This window comes from Algoriphagus sp. NF (assembly GCF_028823735.1).
Lineage (GTDB): Bacteria > Bacteroidota > Bacteroidia > Cytophagales > Cyclobacteriaceae > Algoriphagus > Algoriphagus marincola.
This window is the reverse complement of the sequence record NZ_JAPEIB010000003.1, coordinates 87430-103492: the sequence shown is the minus strand read 5'-3', so window position 1 is coordinate 103492 and position 16063 is coordinate 87430. Positions and strand designations below refer to the sequence as shown.

At 42.6% G+C, this 16063-nt stretch carries 12 protein-coding genes; 7 read left to right on the top strand and 5 right to left on the bottom strand.

Translation table 11 applies throughout. The features are described from left to right. The first annotated feature begins 18 nt into the window (after positions 1 to 18). The 5 genes from OU792_RS02305 to OU792_RS02285 all read left to right on the top strand — a co-directional run bounded on the left by OU792_RS02305 (position 19) and on the right by OU792_RS02285 (position 7856). Positions 19 to 972: a hypothetical protein gene (locus tag OU792_RS02305; RefSeq protein WP_134202605.1), complete on the top strand. Its 954-nt coding sequence runs from the start codon at positions 19 to 21 to the stop codon at positions 970 to 972. Between the two features lie 133 nt (positions 973 to 1105). Then, positions 1106 to 3895: a 2-oxoglutarate dehydrogenase E1 component gene (locus OU792_RS02300; RefSeq protein ID WP_134202604.1), complete on the top strand. Its 2790-nt coding sequence runs from the start codon at positions 1106 to 1108 to the stop codon at positions 3893 to 3895. A 64-nt stretch (positions 3896 to 3959) separates the two neighbouring features. Beyond that, a complete protein-coding gene (odhB, locus tag OU792_RS02295) occupies positions 3960 to 5492 on the top strand; it encodes a 2-oxoglutarate dehydrogenase complex dihydrolipoyllysine-residue succinyltransferase (RefSeq protein ID WP_134202603.1) in 1533 nt (510 codons plus the stop codon). 114 nt (positions 5493 to 5606) lie between these two features. Beyond that, positions 5607 to 7004, top strand: coding sequence for a dihydrolipoyl dehydrogenase (gene lpdA / locus OU792_RS02290; protein WP_134202602.1), 1398 nt, complete (start codon positions 5607 to 5609; stop codon positions 7002 to 7004). Positions 7005 to 7082: 78 nt separating this feature from the next. Then, positions 7083 to 7856, top strand: coding sequence for a Rossmann-like and DUF2520 domain-containing protein (locus tag OU792_RS02285; RefSeq protein WP_134202601.1), 774 nt, complete (start codon positions 7083 to 7085; stop codon positions 7854 to 7856). Here OU792_RS02285 and OU792_RS02280 read toward each other — a convergent pair. The 3 genes from OU792_RS02280 to OU792_RS02270 all read right to left on the bottom strand — a co-directional run bounded on the left by OU792_RS02280 (position 7853) and on the right by OU792_RS02270 (position 11167). Beyond that, positions 7853 to 8713: a pirin family protein gene (locus OU792_RS02280; protein ID WP_134202600.1), complete on the bottom strand. Its 861-nt coding sequence runs from the start codon at positions 8711 to 8713 to the stop codon at positions 7853 to 7855. The genes OU792_RS02285 and OU792_RS02280 overlap by 4 nt on opposite strands. A gap of 71 nt (positions 8714 to 8784) precedes the next feature. Beyond that, positions 8785 to 10080, bottom strand: coding sequence for a Zn-dependent hydrolase (locus OU792_RS02275; protein ID WP_134202599.1), 1296 nt, complete (start codon positions 10078 to 10080; stop codon positions 8785 to 8787). Positions 10081 to 10165: 85 nt separating this feature from the next. Continuing rightward, a complete protein-coding gene (locus tag OU792_RS02270) occupies positions 10166 to 11167 on the bottom strand; it encodes an acyl-ACP desaturase (RefSeq protein WP_026947892.1) in 1002 nt (333 codons plus the stop codon). Positions 11168 to 11384: 217 nt separating this feature from the next. On the opposite strand from OU792_RS02270, the gene rbsK reads away from it, so the two are divergent. Then, the gene (gene rbsK, locus OU792_RS02265; RefSeq protein ID WP_134202598.1) at positions 11385 to 12287 is read left to right on the top strand and encodes a ribokinase; all 903 of its coding nucleotides are present in this window, start codon (positions 11385 to 11387) and stop codon (positions 12285 to 12287) included. An 18-nt stretch (positions 12288 to 12305) separates the two neighbouring features. Then, positions 12306 to 13310: a multidrug DMT transporter permease gene (locus tag OU792_RS02260; RefSeq protein WP_134202597.1), complete on the top strand. Its 1005-nt coding sequence runs from the start codon at positions 12306 to 12308 to the stop codon at positions 13308 to 13310. A gap of 71 nt (positions 13311 to 13381) precedes the next feature. On the opposite strand, the gene OU792_RS02255 is transcribed toward OU792_RS02260, so the two are convergent. Then, positions 13382 to 14266 (bottom strand): SMP-30/gluconolactonase/LRE family protein, encoded by an 885-nt coding sequence (locus OU792_RS02255; RefSeq protein WP_274669356.1) that lies wholly within the window; start codon positions 14264 to 14266, stop codon positions 13382 to 13384. A 2-nt stretch (positions 14267 to 14268) separates the two neighbouring features. After that, positions 14269 to 15999 carry an alpha/beta hydrolase-fold protein gene (locus tag OU792_RS02250; protein WP_274669355.1) on the bottom strand — a complete coding sequence of 577 codons (1731 nt, stop codon included), beginning with the start codon at positions 15997 to 15999 and terminating at the stop codon, positions 14269 to 14271. Positions 16000 to 16063 lie beyond the last annotated feature (64 nt).

The window sequence follows — 16063 nt, the reverse complement described above, 5'->3', positions numbered from 1 at the left end:
CCGAAAAATTTGAAAAATATGAAAATGTTAAAATATAGTTTCGGACTGTTTTTGAGTGCTCTAGTCTTTTTGAGTTCCTGTAGAGACTTTGTTGAGCCAAATATTCCGTACAGTGATTTTGATACAGCAGCTTATCTTAGAACTATTTCTAGAACAAGCACCTCGTTCAATTTCTTTGATTTAGCCAATTCTAAGTTTGCGCTCACACTTGAAGCCGTAGATGCTGAGGATGGAGCGACTGTAGAAACCGTTGAAATTAGAGTTAGACATAGAAGATTGATTCCTGGTGTAGGATTGGAATATATTCCTGCTATAGGTACGGATGATGTATTGGTTCGTACACTTCAGGCTTCTGATTTCCAACCTAATTCAGAATCTAGATTCTTAAGAACTTCCTTTGAAATCCCTGCACTTGAAGCTATCCAAGCTTTAGGTCTTACTCCTGCGGATATTGAAGGTGCAGATGCTTTTGAATTTAGGCTTGTTCTGAATGATAAGTTTGGAAGAGTGTTTACGGACTCTAATGCTGATGCAAACGTGAAGGGTAGTCCTTTTTATGCCTCACCTTTCTTTTATAACGTAGCAGTAATTTGTCCTTCTGATTTGGGAGGTACTTATGAGTTTGAGCAGTCTAACATGGAATCTATTTATGGTTCTTGTGCTGGCACTATTACCGGTACGACTACTTGGAATCCTGTAGCTTCAACTCCAGGAGCTTATACCATTACAGATGGTACCTTTGGATTCTGGGATTGCTACGGTGATTCTTGGGGAAGTGGAAGTGTTAGAATTAATGATGCTTGCGGTGCTTTGTCAATGACAGGTGCTGATAAGTACGGTGCTTCCTATAGCATGACAGTTGTAAGTGTCGATGCTAATAATCTTGTTTTCCAATGGTTAAACTCCGATGGAGAAACAGGTTTGGTAACTGTTAAATCAAATGATGGCAAACCTTGGCCTCAGTTGAGATAAGTTCTAAATAATTGAAAAATAGCGGTATGAAAATACCGCTATTTTTTTCTATATGTATATTTGAATAAACGAATATACGGTTTTTTAATATCGTTTTTAAAGGCTAGTTTTGTTGAGCCTATTCAAAATAACCATGGACAAATTTTCGTATATCGCAAACGCACACGTTTCTTACATCGATGAGCTTTATGCATCTTATAAATCCGACCCTGAATCCATAGATCCAAGTTGGAAAGAATTTTTTGACGGATTCGATTTCGCCTTGACCAATTACGGTGAAGAGGAGAACGGATCTGCTGCACCTGCTTCAGCGCCCAGTACAGCAAAAAATGGCTCTTTAGCAACTCCCGGTACCATCATGGATATGGAGCAATTGCCTAAGGAGATTAAGGTCCGGGCCTTGATTCATGCTCATCGGTCCAGAGCTCATTTGCGATCTAAAACCAATCCAGTTCGTGAAAGAAGAGATAGAAAGGCACTGATCGATCCACAGGATTTTGGCCTTGGCGATGCAGACATGAATACTGAATTCCAAGCTGGTAATGAGATAGGGATTGGTAAAGCTAAGTTGTCTGATATCATCAGTGCATTAAAGAAGATCTATGAAGGTTCGATGGGTTTCGAGTACCTATACATTCGGGATCCTGAAATATTAGACTGGTTTAAGACCAAAGTTGAAAAGGAGGCTTTAGCTTTTAATCCAGCTACTGAAGAAAAGAAGCGTATCCTTTTCAAGCTTAATCAGGCTGTTGTATTTGAAAATTTTCTCCATACCAAATACCTTGGTCAAAAGCGTTTTTCACTAGAAGGTGGTGAAAGTACTATTCCATTTTTGGATGCAGTTATCAATGGTGCTGCCAATTTAGGCGCTGAAGAGGTGATGATAGGAATGGCACACAGAGGTAGATTGAATGTGCTTGCCAATATCATGGGTAAAACCTACGAGCAAATTTTCTCTGAATTTGAAGGAACAGCAAAGCCTGATCTGACCATGGGTGATGGAGATGTGAAATATCACATGGGTTACTCCTCTGATATCGTCACTCCACAGGACAAAAAAATACACCTAAAGTTGGCACCAAATCCCTCGCATCTGGAAGCTGTAAATCCAGTGGTAGAAGGATTTATCCGAGCCAAAATTGATTCGGAGCACAAAGGTGATGCAACCAAGGCACTGCCGATTTTGATCCATGGAGATGCTGCTGTGGCCGGGCAAGGGATTGTCTATGAAGTTACCCAAATGGCTGGGCTGAAAGGTTACCATACTGGAGGCACTATTCACTTTGTGATCAATAATCAGGTTGGTTTCACTACAGATTTTGATGACGCGAGATCCTCGATTTATTGTACCGATGTAGCAAAGATTATCGATGCACCGGTGATTCACGTGAATGGAGACGATGCAGAAGCAGTGGTTTTTGCAGCGAAGCTAGCAGCTGAATTCAGACAAAAATTCGGTAAGGATATTTTTGTGGATATGGTATGCTATCGTCGTCATGGTCACAATGAATCAGATGAGCCGAAATTTACTCAACCGGAGCTCTACAATATTATCTCCAAGCACCCGAATCCACGTGAGGTCTACATCAAAAAGCTTACCGAGCGAGGTGATATTGATGCTAAAATCGCGAAGCAAATGGATAAAGAATTCCGACAATTGCTTCAGGATCGATTGAATATGGTCAAGGAAAAACCTTTGCCTTACCAAGCCACCAAGTTCGAGAGGGAGTGGGGTACCTTAAGGAGGTCTAAACCAGAGGATTTTGATAAGTCTCCAGAAACCGGAGTTAGTTCGGAAGCTATAGAGACAGTAGCAAAAGCACTTACTTTCATTCCAAAAGGCTTCAAGGCTATCAAGCAGATTGAAGTTCAGATGAAGCAAAGAAAGGATATGTTTTTCGATAGTAAGTCCCTGAACTGGGCTGCAGCTGAGCTTTTGGCTTATGGATCCCTTCTTTTGGAAGGAAAGACAGTCCGACTGACAGGTCAGGATGTTCAGCGAGGAACATTCTCACACCGTCATGCGGTCATCCATGATGCGAATTCCAATCAGCCTTTCAACTCACTTCATGAAATGCCGGAGCGCAAAGGAAAATTCTCCATTTACAACTCCTTGCTTTCTGAGTATGCCGTTTTGGGCTTTGAGTATGGTTACGGAATGGCAAATCCAAATTCGTTGACCATTTGGGAAGCACAGTTCGGAGATTTCGCTAATGGCGCCCAAACTATGATCGACCAGTTTATTTCTTCTGGAGAATCAAAATGGCAAAAGCAAAATGGTCTCGTGATGTTATTACCGCATGGCTATGAAGGACAAGGTCCAGAGCACTCCAATGCTCGACCAGAGCGCTTCTTGCAGCTTTCTGCTGAATACAACATGGTGGTAGCAAATATTACCGAACCTTCTAATTTCTTCCACCTTTTGAGAAGGCAATTGGCATGGGAATTCAGAAAACCTTGCGTGGTTATGTCTCCGAAATCCCTCCTGCGTCATCCTAAAGTGATGTCTCCGCTTGATGAGTTTACTAGTGGTTCATTCAAGGAAATCATCACAGACTCCAATGCTGATCCTAAAAAAGTGAAGCGTGTTATTCTTTGCTCAGGCAAAGTGTATTACGACCTTGAGGAAGTAAGAGAAAAGGAAAAAATTGATCAAGTTGCAATAATCCGAGTCGAGCAATTGCATCCACTTCCTAAAAAGCAAATCTTGGAGGCCTTAAAGCCTTACAAAGGTGCTGAGGTCGTTTGGGTTCAAGAAGAGCCAGAAAACATGGGTTATTGGACTTATATCTTAAGATTGCTTCACAAAGAACTTCCTTTGGATGTCATAGCCAGAAAGGTATCTGCATCTCCTGCCACAGGATATAATAAGGTACACGTAGAGGAGCAGAAGTCTATCATCAACAAAGCCTTAAAACTTTAATACCCAATCCGAAATAATCTTTTGATGCTTTGACCTGTACGGGAGAAGCTAAAACAACAATCTCATGAGCAAAGAAATCAAAGTTCCCGCAGTGGGAGAGTCTATCACGGAAGTGACCGTGGGACAGTGGTTCAAGAAGGATGGAGACCAAGTCGAAATGGATGAGGTACTCTGCGAACTCGAATCAGACAAAGCTACTTTTGAACTTCCCGCTGAAGCAGCAGGTACACTTCGAATTAAGGCAGAAGAAGGCGACACCCTAGAGATTGGGGCAGTCATCTGTGTAATCGACGAATCTACCAATTCTGTAGTGACAGATACAAATAAACCTTCTGATTCTGAGGGAAAAAAAGAGAGCAATTCCGCCAAAAGCACAGGAGAAATAAAAGAGATGGTAGTCCCTACCGTGGGAGAATCAATCACAGAGGTGACTTTGGCCAATTGGATTAAAGGGGATGGAGATTATGTGGAATTGGATGAAATCATCGCAGAAGTGGACTCCGATAAGGCTACATTCGAACTACCGGCAGAGGGTTCAGGTATTTTGAGGCATGTGGCTCAAGAAGGGGATACCTTAGAAATTGGTGGATTGATTTGCAAAATCGAGATCATGGAAGGTAAGCCAGCTGAGACTTCTGCCGATTCAAAAACTGAATCCGCAGCCTCAACTTCAGCTTCCCCATCCAAAGAGTCCTACGCAACAGGCCATGCATCTCCTGCTGCGTCTAAAATTCTAGCAGAAAAAGGCATCAAACCTGAAGAAGTAAAAGGAACAGGCAAAGATGGTCGAATCACTAAGGAGGATGCTGAAAATGCTCAAAAGAAAGCAGCTGCTCCAGCGAAGGAGGAGAAGAAAGAGTCAGCTCCAGCTCAAGAAGCAGTGAGAGTTCCAGGATCAAGAGAAGAGAAGCGCGAAAAAATGTCCTCTCTTCGTCGAACAGTTTCAAGGAGACTGGTATCAGTGAAAAATGAAACTGCGATGTTGACTACATTCAATGAGGTCAATATGCAGCCAATCATGGACCTACGCTCCAAGTACAAAGAGCTTTTCAAAGAGAAACATGGAGTAGGGCTAGGATTTATGTCCTTCTTCACCAAGGCAGTATGCGTGGCTCTTCAAGAATGGCCTGCAGTCAATGCCAAGATCGATGGAAATGAAATCGTATATCATGATTTCTGTGATATCTCAATAGCTGTTTCTGCACCAAAAGGATTGGTCGTTCCAGTGATTCGAAATGCCGAAGGAATGAGCTTCGATCAGATTGAAAAAGAAGTGGTTCGTCTAGCAACCAAAGCTAGAGACAATAAGCTTTCCATCGAGGAAATGACAGGTGGTACCTTTACCATTACCAATGGAGGTGTGTTTGGCTCTATGATGTCCACACCGATTATCAATGCACCACAATCAGCGATTCTAGGCATGCATAATATCGTGCAGCGTCCAATGGCTGTAAACGGAGAAGTAAAAATCCTACCGATGATGTATGTGGCACTTTCCTACGATCACCGAATTATCGATGGTAGAGAATCGGTGAGCTTCCTGGTACGTGTCAAGCAGCTTCTCGAAGAGCCCGAGCGATTGCTTTTTGGAGTATAAAAGAATTACGATTTACGAAATACGAAATACGAAGGGCAGATAATATCAGCCCGTTCATTTAGCTGGAGGTTTGGTCTTATGTCTTGCTTCTAGCATCTAAAATCTAAAAAAATAATGTACGACTTAATAGTAATCGGTTCAGGACCTGGAGGCTACGTCGCCGCTATCCGGGGTGCTCAATTGGGCATGAAAACCGCCATTATCGAAAAATATCCAACTTTGGGAGGGACTTGCTTAAATGTAGGCTGTATTCCGTCCAAAGCTTTATTGGACTCTTCTGAGCATTTTCATAATGCAAAGCACACTTTTAAGACTCATGGAATCAACCTAAGTAACCTGAAGGTTGACCTGAAGCAAATGATTGCCCGCAAGGAGGATGTGGTCAAGCAGAATGTGGATGGGATTCAGTACCTCATGAAAAAGAACAAGATCGACGTGCTTCAGGGAGTCGGCTCATTTGTAGATGCCAATACCATCAAGGTGACAAAAGATGACGGTTCTGAAGAAAAAATTGAAGGTAAAAATATCATCATAGCCACTGGTTCTAAGCCTGCTTCTTTGCCATTCATTAAGATCGACAAGGAAAGGGTGATCACCTCTACAGAAGCTTTGAAGATGAAAGAAATTCCAAAGCACTTGATCATCATAGGTGGTGGAGTAATCGGAATGGAGCTAGGGTCGGTTTATGGACGAATGGGCGCTAAAGTTTCTGTGGTCGAGTACATGGACTCTTTGATTCCTTCGATGGACAAAACCATGGGTAAAGAGCTTCAGAAGTCACTTAAGAAACTTGGATTTGATTTTTATCTCAAGCATAAAGTAACTGCCGTTGAGAATAAGGGTAAAGAGGTTACGGTAACTGCTGAAAACAGCAAAGGAGAGAATGTTGAGTTGAAAGGGGACTATGTTTTGGTTTCCATTGGTAGGAGACCTTACACGGATGGCCTAAATGCAGAAGCTGCTGGTGTCAAAGTCAATGAGCGAGGACAAGTTGAAGTAAATGATCATTTACAGACCTCCGTATCTCACATCTACGCTATCGGCGATGTTGTCAAGGGTGCTATGCTGGCACACAAAGCGGAAGAAGAAGGCGTTTTTGTGGCAGAAACCATTGCAGGGCAAAAGCCCCATATCAATTACCTGCTGATTCCTGGTGTGGTTTATACCTGGCCTGAGGTTGCCTCTGTGGGATACACGGAAGAGCAATTGAAAGAGCACGGTAAAAAATATAAATCTGGCAAATTTCCATTTATGGCTTCAGGTCGAGCAAGAGCTTCGATGGATACCGATGGACTTGTAAAAGTATTGGCAGATGCTGAGACTGATGAAATCCTAGGCGTACATATGATTGGTCCTCGTACAGCCGATATGATTGCAGAGGCGGTTGTAGCTATGGAATACCGTGCGTCAGCAGAAGATATTGCTCGAATGTCACACGCGCACCCTACCTATACAGAGGCATTCAAAGAAGCCTGTTTGGCAGCGACAGAGAATCGAGCGCTGCATATTTGATTGATGTACATAAGCTTAAGCCATCTTCCTCACGGGAGATGGCTTTTCTTTTTTTAGGAAAAATGGCTTTATTCACCCATGACTTATAAAGTAGCTTTTTTAGGAGCAGGAAATGTGGCTTGGCATTTGGCCCCTGCATTGGAAAATGCCGGTCATCAGGTGACCGAGGTATATTCACGATCCTTGTCAGGAGCAAAAAGGGTCACCGAAAGGCTGTATGCTGCGATACCCAAGGATGATTTGGACTTTTCAGAAAGCAAAGCGCAACTATTTATTTTGGCGGTAAAAGATGATGCTATTCCTGATGTAGCAGATGCGGTGATTTTGCCTGAGGAAAGTATCTTAGTGCATACTTCGGGAACGATGCCACTTGATATTTTAAACTACTCCTCAGCTACTTACACGGGTATTTTCTATCCTTTGCAGTCTTTTACGGCTGGTCAGAAAATGGACTTATCGGATGTTTCGATTTTGATTGAATCTGATGATCAGGAAATTGTTAAAATCCTGAGAAAAGTAGCAAAGTCCATCTCGCATAATATCTTTTTTGTTCGTTCTAAAGATCGAAAAGCAGTCCATATAGCAGCTGTTTTTGCCAGTAATTTCACCAATCACATGATCCGAATAGCCGAGGAAATCATGCGAAGACAGGGACTTGATTTTGAAATGATGAAGCCGCTGATTATTGAGTCCATTTCAAAAAGCCTGCAAATAGGAGCCAAGAAAGCACAAACGGGGCCTGCTATTCGGGAAGACTATGAGACACTGGAGGAGCATCACCGTTTTTTGAATTATAATCCCGAAATAGCAGAAATCTACCGTTTGATCTCTCAGGACATCATAGATTCTTAGCCATCCCAGCTACCAAACTTTCCACGCTGATAGTCTCGATAGGCTTCCCGGATTTCATCTTCGGTATTCATCACGAAAGGTCCTTGAGCTACCACAGGCTCGTTGAATGGCAAGGCATGTCCCAAAATGACAACGGAATCTTCTGATGCTTCGACCTTCAAGACTTCTCCCTGATTAGCAAACTCGACTAGGTGTCTAAATGGGACTTCTTCTCCATTAACTCTGATTTTTCCTCTGACGATGTAGAAAAAGATATTTTCATTCTCTGGGATGTTTTTTTCAAAAGAGCCCCCCTTTTTTAAATAAATCGTACTCATTGAGATCGGAAAATTTCCCTCAAAAGCGCCCTTTACACCATTCCACTCGCCAAAAAGCTGTTGGACAGTTACGTTTCCTTCATTCAGATCGAAAGACGGAATCTCTTCTTTTTGAAGACCAACGTATTTTGGGGAAAGCATTTTCTTACTGGCAGGCAGATTCAGCCAAAGTTGGAGTATCTCCAAATCACCGCCATTTTTCTTGAACTCAGAGCTGGATACTTCTGCGTGAATCAACCCCTTTCCTGCTGTCATGTATTGGACTCCGCCTGCTTCAATCACTGATTCATGTCCTGATGAATCCTTATGCATGATATCTCCTTCTAGGATGAAGGTGACTGTCTCCATTCCACGATGAGGATGTGGACCGAAAGGCAAGCCATGGTTATTTTGAGGATACTTTTGAAATCCATGATGGTTGAGAAATAAAAAAGGATCAATCATGTCTAAACTTCTTGTGGGCATGGGGCTATAGGTGATCAGATCTGCAATAGGGCGATATTCAGAACCGTGAACTTTCTTGATCTTTCGTAAATCCATTTTAAAATCTTATTTAATGTATATACATGTAATTAAAAAACCTTGTAAAAGGTTCAGGGAACTTGGGCTTCTTATTGGAGTTTTTTATCCAGCTCTAGAATCGTATGAAGCAAAACATTTGCTCCATTTGCGATATCCTCTTTGCTGGAGAATTCTTGCGGTGAATGGCTAATACCATCTTTGCTGGGGATAAAAATCATACCCATCGGAGCAATTTTTGCCATTTCCTGAGCATCATGTCCAGCTCCACTGGGAAGACTTAATGTAGATAATCCGAGCATTTCAGCCTTTTCCTGAATGATCTGTCTAATCTTGGGATCAGCGAGGGCCGGGTCTGAAGCAACTTCAATATGATTGATCGAAACTGAGGTATTAAATTCCTTTGCAATGGTCTTTGCTTTTTCTTCTAATTGTCGATAGATGGACCAAATTTTTTCCGAAGAGAGGTCTCGAATTTCCAAGTTTAAGGTAACCTCAGACGGGATGACATTTCCTGCACCTGGCTTGGCCTCGATCTTTCCTACTGTACCTACCTGTCTTCCCGGGATTGATCGAACTGTTTCATTCACAGCAAGGATAAACTTAGCAGCTGGAAGCATAGGGTCTTGACGAAGATCCATCGGTGTAGTACCTGCATGGTTGGCAAATCCTTTAAAGGTGAATTCCCACCACTGAATAGCTACTATTCCTTCCACCACTCCGATATCTATTTTTTCATTGAATAGGTTGGCCCCTTGCTCTATATGTAGCTCTAGAAATGCGGCTAGGTCTCCAGGTTTTCTTTTTAATTCAGGAATTCTATCCGGATTCCCTCCTAACTTTTTGATGCCTTCATAGTGCGTGATTCCCGCATTACTGACCACTTGAAGAGCCTCTTTACTTAAACTGCCAACCAAAGCGCGACTTCCTATCACTCCTCCTTCTTCATTGGCGAAAATAATCACTTCAAGTGGGTGATCAGTTACAATCTTATTTTCGGTGAGAGATTGAACGACTTCAATGGCACTCAGTGAACCAACAGGCCCGTCATAGTCCCCACCATTTGGGACTTCATCGATATGAGAACCGAAGGCTATGGGTTTTAATCCAGGGTTCTTTCCAGCCTTCTTTCCGATGATATTTCCTGCAAAGTCAATGCTTACCTCCAAACCGGCCTTTTTCATCAAATCAATGATATAAGCCCTTCCTTTTACATCGTAATCAGAATAAGCGACCCGGTCGGAACCTCCAAATTCATTTTTGCCAAAAGTAGCTAGCTGCATTAGCGTAGAATCGAGTCGGTTTGAATTGACTCGAATATCTTGGCCAAAGATGGGGTTGAAAACTAAGGTAAAAATGATAGAAAGGGTGGTGAATCTAAGGTTCATAGGTTTATTTCAGTCCTGTCGATGTCATGTGAAATATTTTTCTGAAAATAAAAAAGTCCTTCCCAAAAAAGGAAGGACTCTGGAATTATTTGAGCCAGGCGAGTCGAACTTCATCTGGTGCTTTCATCCGGTCAGCGAGACGCATATATCGATCGGCCAAGTTTGAAAGGTAATCCTGAGCTTTGGCGGCCACATCATTCAATCCTGTCAGCGCTTCCACCTTCCAATGGTCAACTAGGTGCTGAATAATTCGGGCATAGTCCCAACCTGTGTAGATTCCTACTTTTTGGGTGATTTCTGAGAAGTCTTTGTACAAAGATGGTCTACTACCACCTTCTCCCATCAATACAGCAGGCATCACGATTTGCTTTCGCATCATTTTTTCAAATGCGACAATTGCTCCGCTTGGATCAATTTCGAAGATTTTGTTCATGAAAGTCTTATAAGCCTTTTCATGTCTTGCTTCATCACCAGCGATGGTTTTACAGATTCTTGAAAGCACATGATCTCCAGCCTTATCTGCCAATTTACCGGTATTGACGTGGGATATTTTTGTAGCTCTCTCCTGAAAAGAAGTATATATCATGGCCTGATATGGATCGGATTCGGACTTAGGATCAAACCCATTTGCTAAGAGTCTGTGAATGGTTCGTTCTACCGCGCCCATATCTACTCTTCCTGTGAGGTAAAGATATTTGTTGAGCAGGTCTCCATGACGATTCTCTTCTGCAGTCCAGGATTTGGACCAACGAACCCAACCTGATGGCGAAAGCAAAGATCGCTCATCGTTTATACCTTCCAAAAGGTTAAAGTATGTCTGGTAGGAAGGCAAGGCTTCCTCTGTAATCATATTTCCAACTAAAGAAGTCAATACAGTATCTGGGATGCCCTCTGCTCTTTTTTGAAGCAATTTTACCTCTTCGAAGACTTCTGGGTTTTGAAAATCGGGTAGGAAATCTGAAGGTTGCCAGCACTTATCAGGATCTACCAGGATATTGTCTACGGCGTCCCCCACGATATCGTCCAACTGGGAGATAACCTCCATGTTCTTTTCCAGCTCGTAATTGATGTTTTCTGATTTTTTCATTTCCTAATAGGTTCTGAATTGATTTATATCAAAAATAAAGGTACGGACAATTTCCTCAGGAATTAAATTTATTGAAGTAAAGGACAAATTTCAGGCTGAATGGCTGCGGATAGATTCAAGCAAAATGATGTTTTCTTAAAGCTTGGTCTATCGATTCATATTTCAATTTTGAGAAGTGTTTTTCAGCATTTCATTATTTTAGAAAAAAAACCACGATATGTTAAAAATTTTGGTTGTTGGTAGTAGTAATACTGACCTGGTTCTTCGCTCTACAAAACTTCCTAAGCCAGGTGAGACTGTCACCGGGGGTGAATTTTTTCAATTTCAAGGAGGAAAAGGAGCCAATCAGGCTGTGGCTGCCGCAAAACTTGGTGGACAGGTGTCCTTTTTGGCTAAAATAGGTGATGATGCCTTTGGTAAGCAAGCATTGGCCGAATATCAAAACTACGGATTAGATACCAAGCACGTATTTATCGATTCAACTGCTGCTACCGGAGTGGCACTTATTCTAGTGGATGAAAATGGTGAAAATTCTATCTCAGTTGCTTCCGGTGCGAATGCGAATTTACTGCCAGAAGAAATCTTGTCAGCGGAGGAGTTAATTCGGTCTTCTGACTTGATTTTAGCCCAATTGGAAACACCACTAAGCACCATTGAGGTGCTTTCAGATCTGGCTTTCAGGCATCAAAAAAAGATGATTCTCAATCCTGCACCGGTGACTGATTTACCTCAAAAACTACTTCAAAAGCTCTATTTCATCACGCCCAATGAGCATGAAGCTAGTTATCTGACGGGTGAAAAAGTTGATTCAATAGACACAGCAAAGCGTTCAGCAGAAATTCTAACTGGCCAAGGAGTAAAAAATGTATTGATTACCCTCGGTGCTCTGGGGTCCTATTATTTGGGAGAAAAAGGGCAGTTTCATACGCCTGCTCCTGTAGTAAAAGCCATCGATACCACTGCTGCCGGGGACACATTTAATGGCGCCTTTGTGGTGGCTTTGGCTGAAGGAAAAGCTTTTGATGAGGCTATTAAGTTTGCCTCTCAGGCCGCAGCTATCTCAGTGACCCGGATGGGGGCGCAAGTGTCGCAGCCGTTCCGAAAAGAAGTTTCAATTTAAAAATCTAAAACCCAAGCTATGTTTTTTCCCGAATCCTATCTCCTGGCAGTATTCTTTTGCTTTATCACCATGCTTTGCTGGGGCTCCTGGGCCAACACCCAGAAACTTGCGTCTAAATCATGGTCCTTTCCGCTGTTTTATTGGGATTATGCGATAGGAATTGTATTGGCCTCACTCATTTTAGGACTGACTATGGGATCAATGGGCTCGGAGGGAAGACCGTTTTTTGAAGACTTATCTCAGGCGAGCTCAAGTTCCATAGGCTCAGCGATTTTGGGCGGTATTATATTCAATCTTGCAAACCTCCTCGTCGTTGCGGCAATTGACATTGCAGGTATGGCTGTAGCTTTTCCCGTGGGAATTGGGATTGCTCTAGTTTTGGGAGTGTTGATCAATTACTTGGCAGATCCGCTAGGTAATCCCGTGCTCCTATTCATTGGCGTATTTCTGGTGGTTTTGGCGATAATTTTGGATGCCTTGGCCTATCGTCAGGTGACGGCAAGCCAAAATAAGACTCCGATCAAAGGCATCTTGCTGGCCTTGGCTGGCGGTATTTTGATGGGTTTTTTCTATCGCTTTGTAGCAGCATCCATTTCCACGGACTTTAGCAATCCTGCTGAAGGCTTAATGACTCCTTATTCGGCGGTATTTATCTTCTCCTTGGGTGTTTTGGGCTCCAATTTTCTCTGGAATTCATTTTTCATGTATAAACCTATCCAAGGAAAGCCCGTCTCTTATTCAGATTACTTTCGCTTAGGTAATTTAAAGCTTCATAGCATTGGATGGCTTGGCGGGCTCATTTGGTGTCTAGGGATGGTATTGAATGTGATTTCCGGGGAAAAAGCAGGCTTTGCCATATCCTATGGACTAGGTCAAGGTGCTACCATGGTGGCAGCTGCTTGGGGAGTTTTTATTTGGAAAGAATTCAAAGATGCTCCCAAAAGTACCATCCCCCAATTGATCATGATGTTTGTGTTTTTCCTGATGGGTTTGGGCTTGATTATTCTCAGTCGCTTGATTTAAAAAAAATCGGATCAATTGATAAGACAAGCCTATCAATTGATCCGATCTGATTTGGATCAAAATTGGTTTGATCAATAATCTAATTTGTATGCGACCACCTTATTTTTGAAGAAAGTAGGGACATAAACCACCATTTCGGAAGGATTGTATCCAATGTCAGCTGTATTGGATTCTTCAGCTTTGGTATCTAGCATTTTGGTTTGATCTTCGGCAGAAGCAAACCAGATTTCTCCTTGCCATCTGGACGCTACAAAGTTGCCATCACCTAAAATCACCAATCCATCACCACCGGTTACAGCCGAATTGACGATTTCGACTGATCCATCAGCATTCCACTTTTTCAGACCTGATGCATCCAGCCCATAGATTGTACCATCAGCACTTACAGCTATACCATTGATTGAATCATGTCCTTCGGAAATTGTGCTGATCTCCCCATTCTGATAGCTATGGACTTTGCCTGTATTCATGTCAGTGAAATACACGACGCCATTGTGAGAGGCTACATCATTGAGGAATTCAGCTCCTTCTACGGCCCATTTGTTCGTGATTTCTCCTGACTCTAAGTTGATTTCCACCAATTCATCGATATCAGTTACATACAGATTTCCATTGGCAATCGCCATTCCCTTTGGAGCGTTCAATCCACTAACCCAAGTTTGCTCTACAATACTTCCATCCATGCCAAGGATCGAAATGGTGCCGTTTCCATCTTTTTCCTGTGGGTTTTGTCCGAAAATATTGGAGGTGTAAATTTTACCTGAGGAGGGATTATAGAGGACAGATTCCACAGTTTCAAGGCTAGCCTCTGATTCCCAAAGCATCGTTAAGCTTGGTGTTTTCGCCTCTTCTTCTACCATGGTCTCTTCAGTTTCGGTAGTTTTTTGTGGGGAGCATTGAGCAAAAAGCATGGTTGCTCCGATTCCATAAATTGCTGTTTTTAAATAAGTTTTCATGGTTAGTTGTTTTTAATTAAAGTCCAATTATTCAAATCAAATGATGAAGGAGCTGAGGCCTCTAGTCTTTTCTGAATTTTATCCAAATACATCGTATTGTATCGAAGTCGTGTAATGTAATTGGGTAAATCAGGATCTCCATTCCAGCAGTGCTCGGCGCGATCACCATAGGCAACTTCACCTCCATAGTAAGGGTTTTCGGTATTCTCCAGAAAATCCTCTGTTAAGTACACGGCGTTGTTTAAGTAGTAATTGTCCATATCTCCGCAGTAAATATGCACCTTGCCTTCGAGTTTGGGACCTAAAGTACTCCAGTCCCGCTCCATGATATGGCGAAGATCGTAATTTTCCTTCCAATATTCGGCCACCTCTGGATCGATATCACCTGAGTATCTGTCCCAAATTGGCTTTGGATACCCATCTTCTCCAACGGGGGAAAAAACTGCCTGCCAGATGTCAAATTGATCGCCAGAACGGCTCTTCGTTCCGCCTAGAGCCAATTCCCGGTGATTCATGTCTATAAGCATAGCGTCTACATGGCCCAGATAGTTCCGATGACCGGGACGAAGGGTTTTTCTGAAATGTCCATCTTGGTAATAGGCATTTTCATCCTCATAGATATTTACAGAGGTGTAGGCCCTAAAATCAATCGGGTCAGGACAAGCCGCAAAACAGCCATTGTATTCGTCTGGATATTTCACCTGAACAGCCAGCGCTTCCCATCCTCCCGTAGATCCACCGTAAAGAAATCTTGCCCAACCTTCTCCGATACCTCTGAATTGCTCCTCGATATGCGGAATTAGTTCATAGGTAATGGCATCACCATAAGGCCCCAGATTTTCGGAGTTTACAGCATAGCTATCATCATAGTAAGGATTGGCATGTTGGATCTCTATTACGATGTAGCGCTTAAAATCCGGTGAAATCCATTGCTGATAGAAATCATAAGCTTCCTGCTGCTGCATTTTTTCATAGCCATAGATCCCAAATCGTGCACTGTAATCATCCTCTCCCAGCTCTGGGTCAGGTGGAATCGTACGAAAGCCACCAAAATCTGAAGGAAAATGTCCATGAAATACCATCAAGGGATAGTAATGATTGGGGTTTTCATCAAAGCCCTCCGGAAGTAATACGTGTGCCCCCAGATACATATCCCTTCCCCAAAACTCAGAGAGCAAATCGCTTTTGATTTTGATGTGCTTGATGTATTCAGTGTCCTCAGGTTCGCTTACAGAGGGGATGATTTGATCGATGACCAATTCTAGGCTGGAATTGCCGCTCCAATTGATTTTTTTGGGGGTCGAATAAATGTTTTTCGGGGCTCGTGCCCATTGTCTTCCTTCTCCTTGATCCATGGGTAATTTGACAGTGTGGCCGTCTGATCTGACGAAGGTTTCATGCTTTTGAATAAAGGCCTGAACGGTGTATTCTCCCTCCGGTATTTCTGAAAGCGATTCGATTGGATACCCAAAACTCTCCGTGTCCAAATCTATACTTTCACCTGACTGATAATTTTCAAAATCCATCCCAAAAACCTGATTGGTTCTGACATTATCGCTGATACCAAATCGAGGCTCGGCATCATGATTGGTAGAAAAAATCAACAAAAGACGTCCGTCTTTCACGTCCTCCTGAAGCTCTAGTGCAATGGAGACTGATATGTTTGAATTACTGGGTGATTGGCAGGAGGCGAGAAGGAAAATGCCCAAAATCACCAAGAGAAGATTTTTCATAGACGCTGCATTTAATGTGATGGAATTTACGCAAAATCAATTGTTTATTTGGCGAAGGGATAAA

Coding starts and splice junctions, on each gene's coding strand:
- OU792_RS02305 (WP_134202605.1), top strand. CDS start 19: ATGAAAATGTTAAAATATAGTTTCGGACTGTTTTTGAGTGCTCTAGTC.
- OU792_RS02300 (WP_134202604.1), top strand. CDS start 1,106: ATGGACAAATTTTCGTATATCGCAAACGCACACGTTTCTTACATCGAT.
- odhB (WP_134202603.1), top strand. CDS start 3,960: ATGAGCAAAGAAATCAAAGTTCCCGCAGTGGGAGAGTCTATCACGGAA.
- lpdA (WP_134202602.1), top strand. CDS start 5,607: ATGTACGACTTAATAGTAATCGGTTCAGGACCTGGAGGCTACGTCGCC.
- OU792_RS02285 (WP_134202601.1), top strand. CDS start 7,083: ATGACTTATAAAGTAGCTTTTTTAGGAGCAGGAAATGTGGCTTGGCAT.
- OU792_RS02280 (WP_134202600.1), bottom strand. CDS start 8,713: ATGGATTTACGAAAGATCAAGAAAGTTCACGGTTCTGAATATCGCCCT.
- OU792_RS02275 (WP_134202599.1), bottom strand. CDS start 10,080: ATGAACCTTAGATTCACCACCCTTTCTATCATTTTTACCTTAGTTTTC.
- OU792_RS02270 (WP_026947892.1), bottom strand. CDS start 11,167: ATGAAAAAATCAGAAAACATCAATTACGAGCTGGAAAAGAACATGGAG.
- rbsK (WP_134202598.1), top strand. CDS start 11,385: ATGTTAAAAATTTTGGTTGTTGGTAGTAGTAATACTGACCTGGTTCTT.
- OU792_RS02260 (WP_134202597.1), top strand. CDS start 12,306: ATGTTTTTTCCCGAATCCTATCTCCTGGCAGTATTCTTTTGCTTTATC.
- OU792_RS02255 (WP_274669356.1), bottom strand. CDS start 14,266: ATGAAAACTTATTTAAAAACAGCAATTTATGGAATCGGAGCAACCATG.
- OU792_RS02250 (WP_274669355.1), bottom strand. CDS start 15,999: ATGAAAAATCTTCTCTTGGTGATTTTGGGCATTTTCCTTCTCGCCTCC.